The sequence below is a fragment of the Phyllobacterium sp. T2-21 genome (genome assembly GCF_055378485.1).
In genome coordinates, this window is the sequence record NZ_AP027912.1 from 1646586 (window position 1) to 1665914 (window position 19329).

The 19329-nt window shown below is 61.9% G+C and carries 16 protein-coding genes and 1 tRNA gene; 12 read left to right on the top strand and 5 right to left on the bottom strand.

From position 1 onward, the window contains the following. Nucleotides 1-47: 47 nt before the first annotated feature. The 9 genes from ACZ5FP_RS08215 to ACZ5FP_RS08255 all read left to right on the top strand — a co-directional run bounded on the left by ACZ5FP_RS08215 (nt 48) and on the right by ACZ5FP_RS08255 (nt 11169). Nucleotides 48-2444: a circularly permuted type 2 ATP-grasp protein gene (locus ACZ5FP_RS08215; protein WP_464662982.1), complete on the top strand. Its 2397-nt coding sequence runs from the start codon at nt 48-50 to the stop codon at nt 2442-2444. A gap of 11 nt (nt 2445-2455) precedes the next feature. Beyond that, nucleotides 2456-3334: a transglutaminase family protein gene (locus tag ACZ5FP_RS08220; RefSeq protein WP_464662983.1), complete on the top strand. Its 879-nt coding sequence runs from the start codon at nt 2456-2458 to the stop codon at nt 3332-3334. A gap of 261 nt (nt 3335-3595) precedes the next feature. Further along, a complete protein-coding gene (gene ppaT, locus ACZ5FP_RS08225; RefSeq protein ID WP_464662984.1) occupies nt 3596-4717 on the top strand; it encodes a pyridoxamine--pyruvate transaminase in 1122 nt (373 codons plus the stop codon). A gap of 13 nt (nt 4718-4730) precedes the next feature. After that, on the top strand, nt 4731-6347 hold the full coding sequence (locus tag ACZ5FP_RS08230) for an ABC transporter substrate-binding protein (protein WP_464662985.1): 1617 nt from the start codon (nt 4731-4733) through the stop codon (nt 6345-6347). A 121-nt stretch (nt 6348-6468) separates the two neighbouring features. Beyond that, nucleotides 6469-7449: an ABC transporter permease gene (locus ACZ5FP_RS08235; protein ID WP_464662986.1), complete on the top strand. Its 981-nt coding sequence runs from the start codon at nt 6469-6471 to the stop codon at nt 7447-7449. Then, nucleotides 7446-8264, top strand: a complete 819-nt coding sequence (locus ACZ5FP_RS08240; protein ID WP_464662987.1) for an ABC transporter permease — start codon at nt 7446-7448, stop codon at nt 8262-8264. Before ACZ5FP_RS08235 ends, ACZ5FP_RS08240 begins: the two co-directional genes overlap by 4 nt. Then, nucleotides 8261-9067: an ABC transporter ATP-binding protein gene (locus tag ACZ5FP_RS08245; RefSeq protein ID WP_464662988.1), complete on the top strand. Its 807-nt coding sequence runs from the start codon at nt 8261-8263 to the stop codon at nt 9065-9067. Before ACZ5FP_RS08240 ends, ACZ5FP_RS08245 begins: the two co-directional genes overlap by 4 nt. After that, nucleotides 9064-9852: an ABC transporter ATP-binding protein gene (locus ACZ5FP_RS08250; protein ID WP_464662989.1), complete on the top strand. Its 789-nt coding sequence runs from the start codon at nt 9064-9066 to the stop codon at nt 9850-9852. Before ACZ5FP_RS08245 ends, ACZ5FP_RS08250 begins: the two co-directional genes overlap by 4 nt. Nucleotides 9853-10065: 213 nt before the next feature. Beyond that, nucleotides 10066-11169: a GGDEF domain-containing protein gene (locus ACZ5FP_RS08255; protein WP_464662990.1), complete on the top strand. Its 1104-nt coding sequence runs from the start codon at nt 10066-10068 to the stop codon at nt 11167-11169. Between the two features lie 10 nt (nt 11170-11179). Here the strand turns inward: ACZ5FP_RS08255 and ACZ5FP_RS08260 are convergent, their stop codons facing one another. Continuing rightward, nucleotides 11180-12076 (bottom strand): aminoglycoside phosphotransferase family protein, encoded by an 897-nt coding sequence (locus tag ACZ5FP_RS08260; protein ID WP_464662991.1) that lies wholly within the window; start codon nt 12074-12076, stop codon nt 11180-11182. A 14-nt stretch (nt 12077-12090) separates the two neighbouring features. Continuing rightward, the gene (locus tag ACZ5FP_RS08265) at nt 12091-12735 is read right to left on the bottom strand and encodes an FMN-binding negative transcriptional regulator (protein ID WP_464662992.1); all 645 of its coding nucleotides are present in this window, start codon (nt 12733-12735) and stop codon (nt 12091-12093) included. A gap of 188 nt (nt 12736-12923) precedes the next feature. On the opposite strand from ACZ5FP_RS08265, the gene ACZ5FP_RS08270 reads away from it, so the two are divergent. After that, nucleotides 12924-13202 carry a hypothetical protein gene (locus tag ACZ5FP_RS08270; protein WP_426137213.1) on the top strand — a complete coding sequence of 93 codons (279 nt, stop codon included), beginning with the start codon at nt 12924-12926 and terminating at the stop codon, nt 13200-13202. Between the two features lie 56 nt (nt 13203-13258). Here ACZ5FP_RS08270 and ACZ5FP_RS08275 read toward each other — a convergent pair. Then, a tRNA-Pro gene (locus ACZ5FP_RS08275) sits at nt 13259-13335 on the bottom strand. 257 nt (nt 13336-13592) lie between these two features. Here ACZ5FP_RS08275 and ACZ5FP_RS08280 point away from each other — a divergent pair. Continuing rightward, nucleotides 13593-15827, top strand: a complete 2235-nt coding sequence (locus tag ACZ5FP_RS08280) for an AGE family epimerase/isomerase (protein WP_464662993.1) — start codon at nt 13593-13595, stop codon at nt 15825-15827. Here the strand turns inward: ACZ5FP_RS08280 and ACZ5FP_RS08285 are convergent. After that, nucleotides 15824-16465 (bottom strand): TetR/AcrR family transcriptional regulator, encoded by a 642-nt coding sequence (locus ACZ5FP_RS08285; RefSeq protein ID WP_464662994.1) that lies wholly within the window; start codon nt 16463-16465, stop codon nt 15824-15826. The genes ACZ5FP_RS08280 and ACZ5FP_RS08285 overlap by 4 nt on opposite strands. An 85-nt stretch (nt 16466-16550) precedes the next feature. On the opposite strand from ACZ5FP_RS08285, the gene ACZ5FP_RS08290 reads away from it, so the two are divergent. Next, nucleotides 16551-17744, top strand: a complete 1194-nt coding sequence (locus ACZ5FP_RS08290; RefSeq protein WP_464662995.1) for a serine hydrolase domain-containing protein — start codon at nt 16551-16553, stop codon at nt 17742-17744. Nucleotides 17745-17785: 41 nt separating this feature from the next. Here ACZ5FP_RS08290 and betB read toward each other — a convergent pair whose 3' ends face one another. Further along, the gene (gene betB, locus ACZ5FP_RS08295; RefSeq protein WP_464662996.1) at nt 17786-19249 is read right to left on the bottom strand and encodes a betaine-aldehyde dehydrogenase; all 1464 of its coding nucleotides are present in this window, start codon (nt 19247-19249) and stop codon (nt 17786-17788) included. Between the last annotated feature and the right edge of the window lie 80 nt (nt 19250-19329).

Consider the following 19329-nt stretch of genomic DNA (forward strand, 5'->3'; position numbering starts at 1 on the left):
ACGCACTCCTGTCCTGCAGCACTCACAAACCGGTTATCGATAGACACATGTCACAGAGCGTGAAAACCAACCTACTCCCCGGTCTCCTTGCCAGCTACAAGCCCCTGCAGGGCGTGGCGGACGAGATGATCGATCCCAACGGGGTTGTTCGGCCCGGCTGGGAAAAGCTGCTGCGCTCGCTCGACACCCTCGGCCCCGAAAAACTCGCCACCCGCTTTGCCCGCGCCAACCAGTATCTGCACGATGCGGGCGTGTTTTACCGGGTCTATGACGAGACCGGTACGCAGGAGCGCGAATGGCCGCTCGCTCATGTTCCGCTTCTGATTAACGAGGATGACTGGCGCGCCATCACATCAGGGCTGACCCAGCGCGCCGATCTCCTGGAGGATATCGTTGCCGATATCTATGGCGACAACCGGCTGGTGCGTGATGGCCTGCTGCCGCCGGATCTGATTGCCTCGAACCCCGAGTTCCTGCATCCCGTCGCCGGTATCAAGCCGGCCAGCGGGCATTTCCTGCATTTCTGTGCTTTCGAGCTGGGGCGTGCGCCCAATGGCCAGTGGTGGGTGCTGGGCGACCGCACGCAGGCGCCTTCGGGTGCCGGGTTTGCCTTGGAAAACCGCGTTGCCACCACCCGCGCCCTTTCGGATATTTCCGGCGCGATGAACGTTCACCGTCTTGCCGGTTTCTTCAAGGATTTCCGCGATTCCCTGCAGAGCCTGATCCACGATCCCGCAGGGCGCGCGGCCATTCTCACGCCCGGCCCGAACAATGAAACCTATTTCGAACACGCCTATATCGCCCGCTATCTCGGCATCATGCTGCTGGAAGGCGACGACCTGACCGTGAGCAAGGGCCGGGTCATGGTGCGCACCGTGTCCGGTCTGAAGCCCATCGATGTTCTGTGGCGGCGCATGGATGCCGCTTATATGGACCCGCTGGAGCTGAAGTCGGATTCGTGGATCGGTACCCCGGGCATGGTTGGCGCACTGCGCCAGCGTTCCGTCTCGCTGGTCAATGCGCTGGGATCGGGCATTCTCGAAACCCGGGCGCTGCTGGCCTTCCTTCCAGCGATCTCGAAGGCCCTGCACGACCGCGATCTTGCCTTGCCGAGCATCGCCACCTGGTGGTGCGGCCAGGAGAAGGAACGCCAGCACGTCATGAACCGGCTTGACCAGATGATGGTCGGCCCTGCGCTGTCGACCCGGTTGCCGTTTGAAGACGTGCAGGCCACGGTTCTGGGGTCCGCCCTCGACGATGCGGCGCGCGAGGCGCTGTTGCACAAGCTCAAAACCGACGGCCGTGGACTGGTCGGGCAGGAAGCCGTCAAACTGTCGACGACGCCGGTCTATGTGGACGGCAGGCTGGAACCGCGCCCCTTTGTCCTGCGCGTCTTTGCGGCGCGTCATGGCGATGGCTGGAGTTTCATGCCGGGCGGGTTTGCCCGCGTCGGGTTCACGCTCGACACGGCGGCGATTGCCATGCAGCGCGGCGGGCAGGCGGCGGATGTGTGGATCACCAGTTCGGCGCCCGTGCGCAAGGATACGCTGTTGCCGCGCGAGGACGATGCCTTCCGCCGCAATGTGCCGGGCACGCTGCCGAGCCGTGCGGCGGAAAACCTGATGTGGATGGGCCGCTATATCGAACGTGCCGAAGCCACGGCCCGCATCCTGCGGGCGTGCCATGCCCGCTATGCCGAGACGGCCAATGCGGAATTGCCGCTTCTGACGGAAATGCGCGATCAGCTCAAACCCCTCGGCATTGATCTCGATGAAGCCATTCCCAAGGGCCTCCTGCGTTCCATCGATGGCGCCATGCTCAGTGCCGGACGTATCCGCGACCGCTTTTCACCCGATGGCTGGCTGGCGCTGCGCGATCTGTCGAAGACCGTGCACCGGTTCCAGGGGGTGGTGTCGCAGGGCGATGACGGCACCCGCGCCATGACGATCATCCTGCGCAAGCTGGCCGGGTTCTCCGGGCTGGTGCACGAGAACATGTATCGTTTCACCGGCTGGCGTTTTCTTGAAATCGGCCGCCGGCTGGAGCGCGGTATCCAGATGGCGCGCATCCTGGCGAACCTGTCGCGGCATGAAGCGCCGGAAGGTGCGCTGGAAATGCTGCTGGAAATCGGCGACAGCGTCATGACGCATCGCCGGCAGTACAGCGTCTATTCCGGCCGCCTGAGCGTGCTTGACCTTCTCGCGCTCGATCCGCTCAATCCGCGCTCGATCATTTTCCAGCTCGATGCGCTCAAAACCGAGTTCAATCTTTTGCCGCAGCGCGAGGCGGGGGCGCATATGTCCGCCTTTTCCAAGGATGTGCTGCGCCTGCACACGCAGCTTGCCATCATGGAATCCAGCGAACTGACCGCTGACAAGCTGCATGAACTCGCCAATGAAATCGGCGCGCTGTCCGATACCATTTCCGATACGTATTTTGCCTGAGGGGGTGTGGAATGCTCTATAACATCCGCCTCCACCTGCATTATGACTATGAGCGCTCCGCAGCGGGCGGGCGCCACCATATCCGGGTGATGCCGCAGACCCTGCCGGGAATCCAGCGCGTGGTCGCCTCAAGTCTCTCCTTTGACCCCGCCGCGGCGGAACGCTCCGATTTTACCGATTTCTTCGCCAATACGGTGACCTCCATCGTCTACCGCAATCCGCACGAGACGCTCGATGTGACGATGACGGCCCGCATCAACGTCGCGCGGCCGCAGACCATGCTCGATGTTTCGCCCGATCTTGCCGGCCTGATCCGGGAAATACGCGGCGTCTGGTCGGTGGCATCCGACGCGCCGCATCACTTTCTGACATCCAGCGCCCACGCGGCCATCGACCCTGACATATCGGCCTACGCCGCGACAAGCCTCGGCAGGACGCGCACGGTCATGGAGGCGGCGGGCGATCTGTGCAACCGCATCCATGCGGATTTCGCCTATGATTCCGACGCCACCAATGTGCGCACCACGGCGCGCGAGGCCTTCGAACTGCGGGCCGGTGTCTGCCAGGATTTCAGCCACATCATGATTGCCGGCCTGCGCGGCATCGGCATTCCGGCGGGCTATGTCAGCGGTTTCCTGCGCACCATCCCGCCACCCGGCAAGGAGCGGCTTGAGGGTGCCGACGCCATGCATGCCTGGGTGCGTGTCTGGTGCGGGCGCGAGGCGGGCTGGCAGGAGTTCGATCCCACCAATGCGATGATGGCCGGCAATGACCATATCACCGTCGGCTACGGCCGGGATTATGCCGATGTTTCGCCCATCGTCGGCGTGCTGAAAACCAGCGGCTCGCAGGAAGCAAAGCAATCGGTGGATGTGATTCCGCTGGAGTAAAGAGCTTTTGTGCGTGGTTCGACAAGCTCACCATGAGGGAGGTGGGGGATTGCAGGGAGCTATATTCCGCAACGTTCAAGATTAGCGCTGCAGCCCACCGGGTTCCCTCATGGTGAGCTTGTCGAACCACGTATGATGGTTTTGCCAGCGCGTTTTGGAATATTGGAATAGTTTTTCTTGGTTTCCAGCAAACGGGAGAATATGGTCTGCTCCAAGTGCCATTTGCGCCGGTGAATGGGATGAAATTTCGAAGTGCGATCCATGCTCCCCATTCCGCCGCTGATGCTGACCACAGGTCCGGTTCCCGCCTATCCGCAAGTGCTTGCCGCGCTCGGAAAGCCTGTTCTCTATGACTATCATCCCGCCTTCCAGGCCTTCTATGCCGAGGTGATCGAAAAGCTGCGGCTGGCGCTGCGGCAGGACACGGCGCCCGTCATCATGCAGGGGGAGGCCATTCTCGGCATCGAAGCCGCTGCTGCCGCGCTGATTGCCCGTGACGATGTGGTTCTGAACCTTGTCTCCGGTGTCTATGGCAAGGGGTTTGCCGGCTGGGCCGCGCGCTATGGCAAGGAAGTCATCGAGCTTGCCGTGCCCTATGACGACATCATCGACCCGCAGGCGGTGCGTGCGGTGCTGCGCCAGCGCCCGGATATCAAAATTGTCTCGCTCTGCCATCACGACACGCCGTCCGGCACGCTCAATCCGCTGCGGGACATCGGTGCGGTCGTTGCCGAGCACGGGGCCTATCTCATTGTCGATGCCGTGTCGTCCTTTGGCGGGTTGGATGCCCATCCGCGTGAGACGCATGCCGACATTTTCATCACCTCGCCATCGAAATGCCTGGGCAGCACACCCGGCCTCAGCCTTATCGGCGTGAGCGAGCGGGCCTGGGCCAAGATCGAGGCCAACCCGGATGCGCCGCGCGGCTCGTTCCTCAGCCTTCTCGGCTGGAAAGGCGCCTCGGAGCCCGGCAAGCCCTTTCCGGTGACGCCGTCCATTGCGGAAATCTATGCGCTGGATGCGGCGCTGGATCTCTATGCCGCGGAGGGCGCCGAAAACGTCTGGGCCCGCCATGCGGAAACGGCTGAAATCACCCGCAACGGCCTGCTTGAGCTTGGCCTGAAGCTGTGGCCGAAAAAGCTGGAATTCTGCGCGCCGACGGCGACCGCTTTCAAGCTGCCCGATGGTTTCAGCGACACGGCCTTGCGCGACCGGTTGCGCGATGAGCACGGCATCCTCCTGTCGCTCGGCCGCGCCGACACATCGGGCAAGCTGCTGCGCGTCGGGCACATGGGCGCGTCCGCCAAACCCGATTTTGCCCGCGCCACCATCAGGGCTCTCAGCCAGATTCTGTCCCGCCCCCTCGGCCAAACCTATGCATAAGAGGATCGCAAGCATGTCCCGTATCCTGTTGAACCGACGCTCTTTTCTCCATCTGACCGCCAGCGCCGCCGCGCTCACCGCCATGCCGGGTCTTGGCTGGGCGCAGGGGGAAACGCCTGTCAAAGGCGGGCGTCTGATCGTCGCCGGGGACAGTGAACCGGCCAATCTCAATCCCGCCATCGTCGCGTCCAACGGCGTGTTCTTTGTCGCCAGCAAGATTGTCGAACCGCTGGCCGAACAGTCCTATGACAGCAAGGACGGCCTGTCGCCGCGCCTGGCCACGGCCTGGGAGGGCTCGGCCGACGGCCTGACTGCAACGTTCAAATTGCGCGAGGGCGTGACTTGGCATGATGGCAAGCCGTTCACCTCGGCCGACGTTGCCTTCTCCGCGCTGGAAGTGTGGAAGAAGCTGCAGAACCTCGGCCGCGTGGTCTTCAAGAACCTCGAGAGTGTGGAAACACCGGATGACCACACGGCCATCCTCAAATTCTCCCAGCCGACACCGTTCCAGCTCATCCGCAATGCGCTGCCGGTGGTCACCTCCGTCGTGCCGAAACATCTCTATGAAGGCACGGATATCGCCAAGAATCCGGCCAACCAAGCATTGGTCGGCACCGGCCCGTTCAAATTCGGCGAACACAAGCCGGGCGAATATTATCTGCTGAAGCGCAATGAGGCGTACTGGCAGAAGGACCAGCCGCTGCTGGATGAGATCGTCTACCAGATTCTGCCCGACCGTTCATCGGCCGGCAATGCGCTGGAGGCCGAACAGATCCAGCTGGCTGCTTTCTCCGCCGTGCCGCTTGCCGATCTCGCCCGCATCTCCAAGGTGCCGGGCCTGAAGGTTTACGCCAATGGTTATGAAGGGCTGACCTATCAGCTCATCGTCGAAATCAACCATCGCCGCAAGGAACTGGCCGATCCGAAGGTGCGCCAGGCGCTTGCCCATGCCATCGACCGGGATTTTGTCGTCAAGACGATCTTCCTCGGCTATGCAAAACCGTCCACGGGGCCGGTTCCTGCCTATGACAAGGCGTTTTATGAGCCGGATGTGGCCGCCCATGCCTTCGATCCGGCCAAGGCGGAAGCGCTGCTCAACGAAGCGGGCTACAAGCGCGGCGCCGATGGCAACCGTTTCACGCTCAAGCTCCTGCCTGCCCCATTCTTCAATGAAACCAAGCAGTTCGGCGACTATCTGCGCCAGGCGCTGGCCAAGGTGGGCATCGATGCGCAGGTGGTCAGCAATGATACACCCGCCCATCTGAAGGCGGTCTATACGGACCACGATTTCGATATCACCGTGGCAACGCCGGTCTACCGTTCCGATCCGGCGATCTCCACCACCATCCTGTTCGAAAGCGGGCTGCCCGCCGGTGTGCCGTTCTCCAACCAGTATGGCTATGCCAATGCGGATGTGGACAAGCTGATCAAGGATGCCGCTTCCACCGTGGATAGCGACAAGCGCGCCGGTCTCTACAAGAAGTTGCAGAAAGTGGTGACTGAGGACCTGCCGCTGATCAATGTGGCCGAGTTCTCCTTCATCACCGTTGCCCGCGATACGGTGCAGAATGTTTCCGATAATCCGCGCTGGGCGGTGTCGAACTGGTCCAATGTCTGGCTGAAAGGGTAGGGGTTGAGGGTATGGTTTTATCTTGATACTGCATCTTCCCTCCTGAACACAAACCCGTTTGTCTTCCGGCATTATTGGCTTTAGTGTCCCCCTCCATTCGCATGACCTGTCGGAGCCCTTCTTGCCGCCACTCGCATCCTTTTTCCTGAAACGCCTTTTGGGTGCGATTCCGGTTCTGGCCGTTGTGCTCATCGGCAGCTTTCTGCTGCTGGAGGCGGCATCCGGTGATGCGGTGGATTCCTATGTGGCCCGTTCCGGCGGTATGGATGCCGACCAGCTGGCACAGTTGCGCCAGGCATGGGGCCTTGATCAGGGCCCCGTCCATCGTTTCATCGCCTATGTCTCGGCGCTTGGCCACGGCGATCTCGGCTGGTCGACAGCGTTTCAACGTCCGGTGTTGTCGGTGATCATCGAACGCCTGCCGGTGACGCTGCTGCTGATGGGCATTGCCACGGCGCTAGCCTTCTTCCTTGGTTCGCTGCTCGGCGTCATCGCCGGTGCGAAACCCGGCTCCCTGCGCGACCGTTTCCTGTCCATCGGTTCGCTGGCGCTTTATGCGGTTCCCGGCTTCTGGCTGGGGCTGGTGCTGATCGTGGTCTTCGCGGTCGATCTGCGCTGGCTGCCGGTTGGCGGCATCGAGACCATCGCGTCCGGCAAGAGCGGATGGGCGCGCATGGCGGATATCGCCGCGCATCTGGTCCTGCCGGTCGCCTCGCTTGCCATGGTGTACCTCGCGCTGTATCTGCGCCTGATGCGCGACCGCATGAGCGAGGTCTGGCGCGATCCCTTCGTCACCGGCCTGAAGGCGCGCGGTCTCAGCCGTGGCCGAATCGTCTGGCGGCACGTGGCGCGCAATGCGGTCCTGCCTGTCATCACCATGCTCGGCCTGCAGGCGGCGGTCATGCTGGGCGGCAGCGTCGTGGTGGAAAGCGTTTTTGCCATTCCGGGATTCGGACGGCTGGCGGCGGAGGCTGTCTCGCGGCGCGATACGCCGCTGCTGCTGGGTGTCATCCTGTGCAGCGCCATAACGGTGATCATCGCCAATCTGCTGGTCGATCTGGCCTATGGCAGGCTCGATCCGCGCGTGAGGATCGGCCGATGACGATCTGGCGGCGTCTCAACCTTGAAGGCCGTGCCGGACTGGTGCTGTTGCTTGCGCTGGTTCTCATGGCCTTGCTCGCCCCGTGGATCGTGCCGGGCGATCCGCTCTCCATCGTCGGCGAACCATTGCTGCGGCCTTTTGCGTCGCAGGCGCATTGGCTGGGCACCGACCGTCTTGGCCGCGATGTGCTATCGGAGCTTCTCTACGGCACGCGCACGACGCTGCTGGTGGCGTTCTTCTCGGCTGCGGCATCGCTTGTCATCGGCAGTCTGGTCGGCACGCTGGCCGGTTTTCTCGGCGGTATTGCCGATGCGGTGCTGATGCGGATCACCGAGGCATTCCAGACGGTTCCGGGTTTTCTGCTGGCGCTGGCGACAATCAGCGTCACCGGGCCGAGCGTCCCGACCCTCATTCTGGCCATCAGCCTCGGCACATGGACGCAAGCCGCGCGGGTGACACGGGCGGAGGTTTTGTCACTGCGCGAGCGCGATTTCGTGGCCGCCGCCCGCACGCTTGGCATGCGGCCGCTGGAGATTGCCTTCCGGGAAATATTGCCGAATGCCTTTGGTCCGGCCGCCTCGCTCGCCGCCATTTCCGTGGCCGCGGCCATCCTCATCGAAGCCGCCCTGTCGTTCCTCGGCTTCGGCGATCCGAACCGGGTGACCTGGGGCAGCATGATTGCCGAAGGGCGCACGGTGCTGCGCGCGGCGCCTTATCTTTCCATCGTGCCGGGTCTGGCGCTGGTGGTGACGGTTCTCAGCGTGCATCTGATCGGGCGCGGCCTGTCGCGCAGTGAAAGGTTCCTCCAGCCATGAGCGAACCATTGCTGCGCGTGGAAAATGTCGGCGTGACCTACGGCAAGACCGTTGCCCTGGCGGATATCTCGCTCGACCTCGACCGGGGCGGCCGGCTGGCTTTGATCGGCGAAAGCGGCTCGGGGAAATCCACTCTCGCCATGGCCATCGCGGGGCTTCTGCCAAAACAGGCGCGCCAGACCGGCTCGATCACGTTTCCCGGCACGTCGGGCCGCCCGCGTCTCGGCCGGGATATCGGCGTGGTGTTCCAGGACCCGGGCGGCAGTCTCGATCCGGTCATGAGGGTCGGCGACCAGATTGCCGAGGTCATCCGGGCGCATGAGGACACCAGCTGGATCGCCGCGCGGGTGCGTGCCGCCGACCTGATGGACCGGGTGCGCATCCCGAAAGCCCTGTCGCGCCTCAACAGCTATCCGCATGAATTCTCCGGCGGGCAGCGCCAGCGCATCGCCCTCGCATTGGCGCTGGCGGCCAATCCGTCGCTTGTCATCGCCGATGAGTTGACCAGCGCGCTCGACACGGTGGTACAGCGCCATATCGTCAACCTGCTGGACGAGCTGGTGCGCGAGGACGGGCTGACGCTATTGTTCGTCACCCATGATATCGCGCTGGCCTCCGAACGCGCCGACCAGATCGCCGTTCTCTACAAGGGACAACTGGTCGAACAGGGTACCGCAGCCGATGTTCTCGGCCAACCCGCGCATCCCTATACCAAGGCGCTGATCGGCGCGCACCTGTCACTGGACACGCCGCGGCAAAGGCGGCTTGTTGAAATCAACCCTGACAGCCTGAACCTGCCATGAGTGAAACCGACAATTCCATTGTTCTCGAAGTGAAGGATGTTGCCAAGCGCTTTGGCGAGCGCAACGCATCGGGCCTGACGAATATCGGATTTGCCTTGCGGCGCGGTGAAACGCTGGCGCTGGTCGGGGCATCGGGTTCGGGCAAGACGACGCTCGCCCGCCTCGTCATGCGGCTGGGCAATCCGGATGCGGGATCAATCCACCTGTGCGGCCACGATATCACGGCCCTGCGGGGCGAAGCCTTGCGGCTGCTGCGCCCGCGATTCCAGATGGTGTTTCAGGATCCGCTGGCGGCATTCAATCCGCGGGCCACGGTCCGGCGCATCCTGGAAGACCCGCTGCGCCTGCACGATCTGGCGCCACGGGACAACTATGGCCAGCTTATCGCCGCCGCGCTCGAACGGGTGGGGCTGAGCCCCGATCTGATGCAGCGCAGCCCGCTGGAACTGTCCGGCGGCCAGCGCCAGCGCATTGCCATTGCCCGGGCGATCGCCACCCGTCCCGACCTGATCGTGCTGGACGAGCCGGTATCGGCGCTCGATGTTTCCGTGCGGGCGCAGATCCTCAATCTCCTGCTCGATCTGCAGGAGGAAACCGGCGTGTCCTATCTCTTCATTTCCCACGATCTCGCCGTGGTCCGGGCCGTGGCCGACCGCATGATCGTGCTGGACGAGGGGCGCATTGTCGAAAGCGGCGAGACCGAGCGGGTTCTCGCTGCCCCGCAGGCCGAAGCAACCCGGGTTCTGATCGATGCCGTGCCCAGACTGCAGGTTCCCGCCGCTTGAGAACCCGGCGATCCCCGCTCCGGGAATAAAAATCCGCTCCCATGCTTTTCAAGCAATCGGTTGGTAAAATTTGTTTCAAAGGTCGTCAGTCAATACAACCTGTGGTAGAAGATTCGCGTGGTATCGCCCAATAGTTCAATTTTTAGGGATGTCCTTCGCACGAAATTAGCCTGCAAACGCTAGTGTCGCGTGAAGTGGAATTGAGGTTGATAATTGTACGCTGAATATTTCCCTGTCATTGCCGATCTCGTCCATCGTCTTGGGTTGGTTGCCCTGGTCAGCATGGCCTATGGCTCCATTATTCGCGCTTTCAACCTGCCCTGGACGCGCGGCCTGATGGTTGGGCTTCTGTTCGGCGGTGCCGCCATCATTTCCATGCTCGACCCCGTCATCGTCGATGAGGGTATCATTGTCGATGCGCGTTCCATCCTGCTGGCGCTCAGCGCACCGTTCGGCGGCGTTGTGGCGGTGCTGGTGTCGACAGCTCTAACGATCCTGTCCCGCGTCCTGATCGGAGGCGTTGGTGTGCAGGCCGGTGTCGTCGGCATTGTCATCATCGGCCTGATCAGCCTGATCTTCACGCTGGTCTACAGGCCCCAGACCTATTCCTGGAAACATTTCCTCATTCTCGGCCTGACGGTTCCGCTCTACACGCTGAGCATCTTCATCCTGCCATTCGAGCAGGCGCTGCCGATTTTCCAGCGCATTGCCTTGCCGATACTGACCTTGAGCGTTGCCGGGATTTTTCTCATCTCCATGTTCCTGCATCGCGAACGCCTGCGTGTCGACCGGGTGAAGACGCTGGAGGTGGACGCCCATACGGATCCGTTGACCAACCTTGCCAACCGCCGCCTGTTTGACCGGGTCGCGCGGCGCACCTTCCGCAAGGCGGCATCGACCGGCGGCGACGTCTTTTCACTTGTCATGATCGACATCGATTCATTCAAGAGCATCAACGATCGTTGGGGTCACTCCAATGGCGATCTGGTGCTGGTGGAAATTTCCACCATCATTCGCTCGCTGGTGCGCAAATCCGATCTGGTCGCCCGCTATGGCGGGGAGGAGATTGCGATCCTGATGCCGTCCGCAGCCGCCGGCGAAGCCATGGCGATGGCCGAAGCGATCCGGCGGCGCGTCAACGAGACCTTTTTCGATCTCGGGCGCACGCGGGCCCATGTCACCGTCAGCGCCGGTGTCGCCACTTTTACAGCGCAGCATCAGTCAATGACGGAACTGATCGAGGAGGCGGACGTGGCGCTCTACCGGGCCAAGCGCCTCGGCCGAAACCGCATCGAGCTGGCGGCCATGGCTGCCTAGGGTCTGGACCCTACGCTGCCCTCAGTAGGCTGTCGATGGCGCGGCAGCGTTGCAGCGCCCAACGCATGTCGTCGATTGCCCCGTCGACGGCGCTCTCATGGACCTGCTGCAGCCCGATGCGCAGCTGATAACACGCGAGTACGGTTTTGTCCCGGACGAGATCCGGCCGGTGAGCCTCGAAATAGCGGGCCTGCTGCTCCATGCAGTCCAGCCACGGCCGCCAGAACAGGATATTGGCGATATCGTAGAGCGGGTCGCCATACATGGCTTCCGACCAGTCGATGACACCTGTGATCCGACGGCCATCGGTCAATACATTGTTCGAACCGAAATCCGCATGCACAAGCGCCCGCACATCGGGGCAGTGCCTGGCCAGTTCGGCACAGCGTCCGGCCATATCCGTGACCTGGTCATCGCCGGTCACGCTACCCCAGTCATAGGCTGACACGGCGGACAGGAATTCCTGCCAGCTTGCATTGCGTCCGTTTCCCGACGCATCGAACGGGCCGTAGCCGCGCGCTGAGCCAATGTCTGAGACAGCAATGGCCTGGAGGACATTGGCGACCGGTGCAAGAACCGGCGGCAGGTCCTGCGGCGGCAAATCCTGCAGGGTGACACCTTCTGCCATCTGCGAGATACAAAACCCGTTGCCGTCATCGAGAACGCCGTGCGCGACGACGGCCGGAATGGGCAGCGCGGGCGCGGAAAAATGCCGGCTCGCATAGGCGTCCTTGGCAAATCCCTCTGCGGACCGGTTGATGCGCAGGACAAAGCGCTCGTTGCCGAGATTATAACGGAAGGCATGCGAATCCTCGCCTTCCGTGATCGGGACGAGCCGGACGGTCTCGCCTGTCAATTGCCGGAGCTTGCCTGCGGCGGCGGCCAGTGAAATGTCAGGTTTTTGCATGGCGGGGAAGGCGGTCAGGCGCCGCCGGCTTTTCCCCGTTCATGCACGATCCGCGCCATGGCCTGCGCTTCCGGGCCCTCTTGCCGCAGGCCCTCGGCAACGCCGGTCCTGTCGGCTTCAGCCCGGTTCTGGCTGACTTTCCATTTGCCTTCGATGCGCGTGATCGGGATTTCAACGCCGATAATGCCTTTCACCTGCCCGGCAATGAATGGCTCGGGCGCATCTTCCACGGCCCATGGCTGGGCGCGGCCGCCTTCCTGCGTGCGGGTGAGGCTGCCGATCTGCCGGCGCAGCCATTCCGGATCGTCCTGTATCTGCGGTGTACCCCAAGCCTGGACAACGACGTAGTTCCAGGTTGGTACAACCTTGCCGTGTTCGCGCTTGGCCGCATACCAGGACGGCGTGATATAGGTGTTGGGGCCCTGGAAAATGACCAGCGCCTCGGCACCCGCCTGCAAGGCCGCCACCTGCTCGTTGGCCCTGGCCAGATGCGCGCGAAGGGTTCCGTTCGACCCCGCATCCGCATCGAGCTCGAAGGGAATGAGGTTCGCCATCAACCCGTGTTCGCCGCTCGTCACCAGCATGGCCAGCGGATGCTTGCGGATCAATGCGTGCATCACGTCGAGGCGATCTTCACGAAACGCGGGTGGTCTGTACATGGATTGCTCCGCTCGATCTGGGGTGGTCATGGCTTCATGCCATGCATGGAACGTGGACTGGAATAATAGTGGATCGGTACGGCGGCGCAAGGCACATGCATGGCCGGGGCCGCCGGCACGGATGAATCTGGATTTTCCCGCTTGCTATTTCACGACGCGTCGTAAGATGATGAAGCGAGAAACAAGGAATGTCCCGAGGGCTGATGATGGACGAAGAACCCGAACTGGTTGTGTCGCGTTTGTCGAAGGAGTTCACGCGCGATGGAATCACCGTCAGCGTTGAGATTTACCGCCTTGCCGAGCAGAACGAATGGACGCTCGAAGTGGTGACCGAAGACAAGGATTCGATTGTCTGGGACGATCCGTTCGAAACGGACCAGGCTGCATTTGACGAATTTCTGCGTGCGGTCGAGGACGAGGGGCTGGCCGGCCTGATCGATCCCGACGGCGGCGATACGCTGCACTGACATGCGCGTGGCATGTCCGCAGATCGGACATCGAATGGGAAAGCTGTTGAAAACACTGGTCGGAGTGAGAGGATTCGAACCTCCGACCCCGTCGTCCCGAACGACGTGCGCTACCAGGCTGCGCTACACTCCGTGACCAGCGATGCGGGGTATATACCGCCGAGTTTTTGTGCCTGCAAGTCGTTTCATAAGCACTTCTTCAATTATACCCGTGCAAACATAAACCTTGTTCCGGAAATGGTTGAACCGGCCTTGTGATCGCTGCTGAAAGTCTTGTATCGGTAAAATACGGATGACGCGAGGTATCGCAAAGTCTGCCGGAAGAGAGCGAATTGTATATCGGACGAGATATCGACTGAAACAATGGGGTTGCATGCAATGACATCGGGAATGAAGCGGATTATCAGCTTTGTGATGAGTGGCGGTGTTGGTTCGAGGCTCTGGCCTTTGTCGCGCGAAGACTTTCCCAAGCAGTTTCATAATCTTTCCGGTCAAGGTTCTATGCTGCTGCGCACCGTCAAGCGCATGGGCGCGCGCGGCGGCGAAATGCCTGTTCCGGTCTATCTGCTTGCCTCCGAACGGCATGCCGACCGCATCAGCCAGGATCTTTCCGGCGTCGATCTGGCGGGCGGGCGGGCGATTCTCGAACCCATGGGGCGCAACACCGCGGCCGCCGTCGTGCTGGCAACCGAGATCACGCTGCGCGAACATGGCGATGATCTGGTGCTGGTCGTGCCCTCCGACCATGAAATCACCACGGACCGCGATTTCTGGAACACGGTGGAAGCGGGCACCGATGCGGCCATGGCCGGCCGGATCGTTGTCTTCGGCATCCAGCCGGACCGGCCGGAGACAGGCTACGGCTATATCGAGGTCGGACCGCAGAATGAAAACACGCGCGACGTCATCCGTTTCGTGGAAAAGCCGAACGAGGAAACCGCGATCGAGTATCTCGAATCGAAGAACTTCCTCTGGAATTCCGGTATCTTTCTGTTCCGCGCCAGCACCATGCGCGATGCCTTCCGTGCCCATGCGCCGCAAATCTGGGATGGTGCCGTCACGGCGCTCGACGAGGCGACAAGCAATGTCTCCGGCACCTACCTGCCGCACGATCTCTATGCGGAGGTGCCATCCATTTCCGTCGACTATGCCATCATGGAGCATGCGCAGGACATTGCGCTGGTCCCGGCGCGCTTCCGCTGGAACGATCTTGGATCGTGGCAATCCCTGCTCGAAGTCAGTTCAAGCGACGGCAGCGGCAATGTGATTGTCGGCGACGTCGTGGCCATCGATTGCGAGAACAGCTATCTGCGCAGCAATGGCCGCCTTTTGTCCGCCATCGGCCTGCGCGACCTTGCCGTCGTGTCGACCTCGGACGCAACATTCGTCGCTCCCGTCACCGAAAGCCAGAATGTCCGCAAGATCGTTGAACAGCTGGAAAAGACGGGGCGGCTTGAAACCAAGTTTACCCCGGCGCAGGACCGGCTGCCGCAGGTCGGCGCCTATGAAAAGCGTGTACGCCACTGGCTGTTCGAGGAGACGCTGCCGCTCTGGTCGACGGTCGGCGTCGACCGGCGCTATGGCGGGTTCCATGAGGCGCTGACCTTCGACGCCACCCCCATCGTCAAGACCAAGCGGATGCGCACCACGGCGCGGCAGATCTATGCCTTTGCGGTGGCGCACGAAATGGGCTGGGATGGCCCGGCCCATGATCTGATCGACCATGGTATCCGCTTCATTACGGCCAATGGCCGGACGAAGCGCGGCGGCTGGGTCAAGACGTTCAACCCCGACGGTACGGTGCTTGACGGGGCAGAAGATGCCTATGACCAGTCCTTCGTGCTGCTGGCGCTGGCGCATGCCCATCGGGCGGGCCATCCGCAGGCGCTTGGTCTTGCCACGGAAACCTTTGCCTTCATCGATGAGTATCTCGCCGATTCCAAATTGCGCGGTTTCCTGGAAATGCCGGGTGATACCGGTTTGCGCCGGTCCAACCCGCATATGCACCTGCTGGAATCATTCCTTGCCTGGTACGATGTGACGGGCAACCGTGATTATCTGCAGCGTGCCGCGCGGATTGTCGATCTGTTCCGGCATCACCTCTTCGATGCGGAGACATGGACGCTCGGCGAATACTTTACCGATGACTGGGAGCGGGCACCGGGCGAAAAAGGCGAGTGGACAGAACCAGGGCACCATTTCGAATGGGCCTACCTCCTGTCCAATTTTGCCAAGGCGTCGGGCCAGAAAGACATCATCCGCCACGCGCGCAAGCTCTATGCCTCGGCTATTGCCAACGGGCTGAACCGCACCACGGAACTCGCCTACGGCGCTGTGTCCCGGCACGGCCTGCCGCTCGACACCAATTCACGCAGCTGGCCGCAGACGGAGGCGGTGAAGGCCGCGATTGCGCTGGACGGCAATGGCGGGCCGGACTTGAAACCGGAAGTCGAGGCACGGGTGGGCCGTCTGTTCCGCTGGCATATCGAACAGGCGCCGAAGGGCCTGTGGATCGACCTGATCGATGAAAAGGGCAGGGCACGGGCCGAAGACGTGCCGGCCTCGATCTTCTATCATCTCGTCTGCGCCCTGACGCAGTATGTGGATTACATCGGCAAGGCTTAATCCGGGGCTTTCACGGGCCAGGCACGCATGGCCGTTTCAGCAATGCCTGTCAATTCTTCGACACTGGCACCATCGCGCGCCTGCACCGACATGCCTTGAATGATCGTGCCATAAAACCGGGCAAGCTGGCGCGTATTGGTGGTCTCCGGCAGTTCGCCCGTGCCGATGCCCTTGCGGATATAGTTCTCAATCATATTCAGACTGCCGCTGCGCATGGCGGCCAGACTATCGGCGACGCCTTTCACTTCCGATGCACAGGAGAGGACCGCCGTCGAGATCATGCAGCCGCCCGGGCCTGCGGTGAACGTTTCCGCCGCGCCGCGCAACAGACGTCTGATCCCGCCATAAACCGTCTTTTCCTCCGTAAGCGCTGCGGGGAAATAGGCGCCGAAACTGCTGCGGTAGAGGTCGAGGACTTCCGCATAGAGCGCTTCCTTCGAACCGAAGGCCGTGTAGAGGCTGGGCGGGGTAATGCCCATCGCCGCCGTCAGGTCATTGATCGACGTACCCTCGTAGCCATGCTCCCAGAAAAGTTGCAGTGCTTTCTCCCGCGCTGCCTCCCGGTCAAAGCTGCGTGGACGGCCGCGCTTGCGGGCGGGTTCTTCAACGGTGCTGACAGATGGCTCATTTATTTTCATAGTGACCACTAATAAATTTGTTGACGCGAAGCAGGCTTGTGCTAATCCTATTATATAGCGACCACTATTAAAAAGGAACAGGCCGATGAACATACCAGTTGTTACCGCCCTGACAACACTTGCCTTGACCGCTCCGGCACTGGCTACACAGGCCAGTTTCAAGGACCGGCTCGACGCCGTGATTGATCATGCCATCGCCGATCAGACCATCGTGGGCACCGTCATCCTGGTCGCCGAGGATGGCGAGATCGTCTATCGCCGCGCGGCGGGGTTTGCCGATCGCGAGGCCAGGATCCCGATCAGGGAGAATGCCATCTTCCGCTTTGCGTCGATGACCAAGCCGATTGTCGCGGTTACAGCCCTGCGGCTGGTGGAAGATGGAAAGCTGAAGCTCGATGATCCCGTCACGCGATATCTGCCGGATTTCCGGCCAAAACTGGCTGATGGCCGTGAACCTGTCATCACGATCCGGCAGCTGATGGATCACACGTCAGGCCTGAGCTATGGCTTCCTTCAGGCCGCCGATGGCCCCTATCGCAAGGCCAACATATCAGATGGTCTTGACCAGCCGGGGCTCTCCATCGAAGAAAATCTGCGGCGCATCGCAACGGTCCCCCTGTCGTTCGAACCCGGCACCGCCTGGGAATATTCGGTTGGCATCGACGTGTTGGGTGCAGTGCTCGCCAAGGCCACGGGCAAGACACTACCCGAGCTGGTAAGCGAAAATGTCACCGGAAAGCTGGGTCTCAAGGATACGGCATTCAGCGTGGGTGACCGGGCACGGCTGGCGGTGGCCTATGGCGATGCCCAGCCGCCGGTACGGATGGACGGACCGCATGTCGTACCGTTTTTCGACGGCGTCGTCAGCTTTGCGCCGGACCGCATCTTCGATCCCGCGTCCTACGCGTCCGGTGGTGCGGGCATGGCCGGAACCGCTGATGATTACATCAGCTTCCTCGAAACCCTGCGCAAGGGCGGCTCGCCCCTGCTGAAGGCGGACAGCGTCAAGCTGCTGTCTGACAACCAGATTGGCGATATCGTCGTGACGGCCACGCCGCCGGGTTGGGGTTTCAGTCTCGGGTTTTCCGTTCTGAAAAATCCTGCGGCGGCGGCCTCGCCGCAATCGGCAGGCACGTGGCAATGGGGCGGGGTCTACGGCCAGTCGTGGTTTGTCGACCCCAAGCGCAAGCTCTCCGTCGTCGCGCTGACCAATACGGCCTATGCCGGCATGATTGGGGCATTTCCCGATGGTGTGCGCGATGCCATCTACGGCAAATGATGGACATGGCGGGACAGATAAATGTCCCGCCATGATCAATTCTAATAGGGGCTCTCGACCTTGCCCGTTTCCACATAGACCGACTTGACCTGGCTGTAGTGATAAAGCGCAGCCAGACCGTTTTCACGGCCGACACCGGACTGCTTGAAGCCGCCGAACGGCATTTCAACCGGCGCGAGGTTGTAGGTGTTGATCCAGCATGTGCCGGCCTTGAGCTGGCTGATGACCCGGTGGGCGCGAGACAAATCCTTGGTGAAGACGCCCGCTGACAGGCCGAACTCCGTATCGTTGGCGCGGGCGACAACCTCGTCCTCGTCGTTGAAATCGAGAACAGCCATGACGGGGCCGAAAATTTCCTCCTGCGCGATGGTCATGCCATCGGTCACACCGGTGAAAATCGTCGGTTCGACATAGCAGCCGCCTTCAAAGCCCTGCATCTTCGGCACGCCGCCGCCAAAGGCAAGCGTCGCCCCCTCGGCCTTGCCCTTTTCGATATAGGCAACAACCTTGTCGCGCTGCGCCGCGTTGATCAGCGGTCCCAGATGGATTTCGGGATCGAGCGGATCGCCGAGGCGAATTGCCTTGGTGCGCATCACCAGCCGGTCAAGGAACCTGTCCTTGATGCCCTTCTGGACAAAAACGCGGGTGCCGTTCGAGCAGACCTGTCCGGTGGAATAGAAATTGCCGAGCAGGGCGCCGCCAACGGCGTTCTCCACGTCCGCGTCGTCGAAAATGATCAGCGGCGACTTGCCGCCAAGCTCCATCGTGGCATGCTTCATGTGCGAACCGGCCTGCGCCAGCACCTTCTTGCCGGTGGGCACCGAGCCGGTCAGCGAAACCTTGGCCACGAGTGGATGATCGACGAGCTGCGAGCCGACATCGCCAAACCCCTGCAAGACATTGAACAGGCCATCGGGCAGGCCGGCTTCCTTGTAAATCTCCGCCAGTGCAAGGGCAGACAACGGGGTGTTTTCCGAAGGCTTGAAGATCATGGCATTGCCCGCAGCGAGCGCCGGGGCCGATTTCCAGCCTGCCCCCTGGATCGGATAGTTCCATGCGCCGATGCCGACGCAGACGCCCAGCGCCTCGCGGCGCGTATAGGCATAGGAGCCGCCAAGCTCGATCATCTCGCCATTGAACCCGGCGATGATGCCGCCGTAGAATTCCAGGGCATCGGCCGCCGATGCCGGATCGGCAACCAGCGTTTCCTGAATGGCCTTGCCGGTATCGAGCGTTTCCAGCTCGGCGATCTCGGCATTGCGGGCACGCAGAAGGTCCGCCGCCCGGCGCAGGATGCGGCCGCGTTCCACCGGCTTGAGCGCTGCCCAAGCGGGCTGCGCAGCCGCCGCAGCCTGCACGGCCTGTTCGATCAGGGCCGGCGTTGCGCCAAACAGTTTTGCGATGATTTCGCCGGTCGCCGGATAGATCACATCGAGCGGCTTGCCGGCCTTGTCCTCGACGAAGCGGCCATTGATGAAATGCGATGCCTTCGGCTGCGCGCGCATGGTGTTCTCCTGGAGTTGTAATTTCAGCATAGGCTTTGTGCGTGGTTCGACAAGCTCACCATGAGGGAGGGTGATGATTG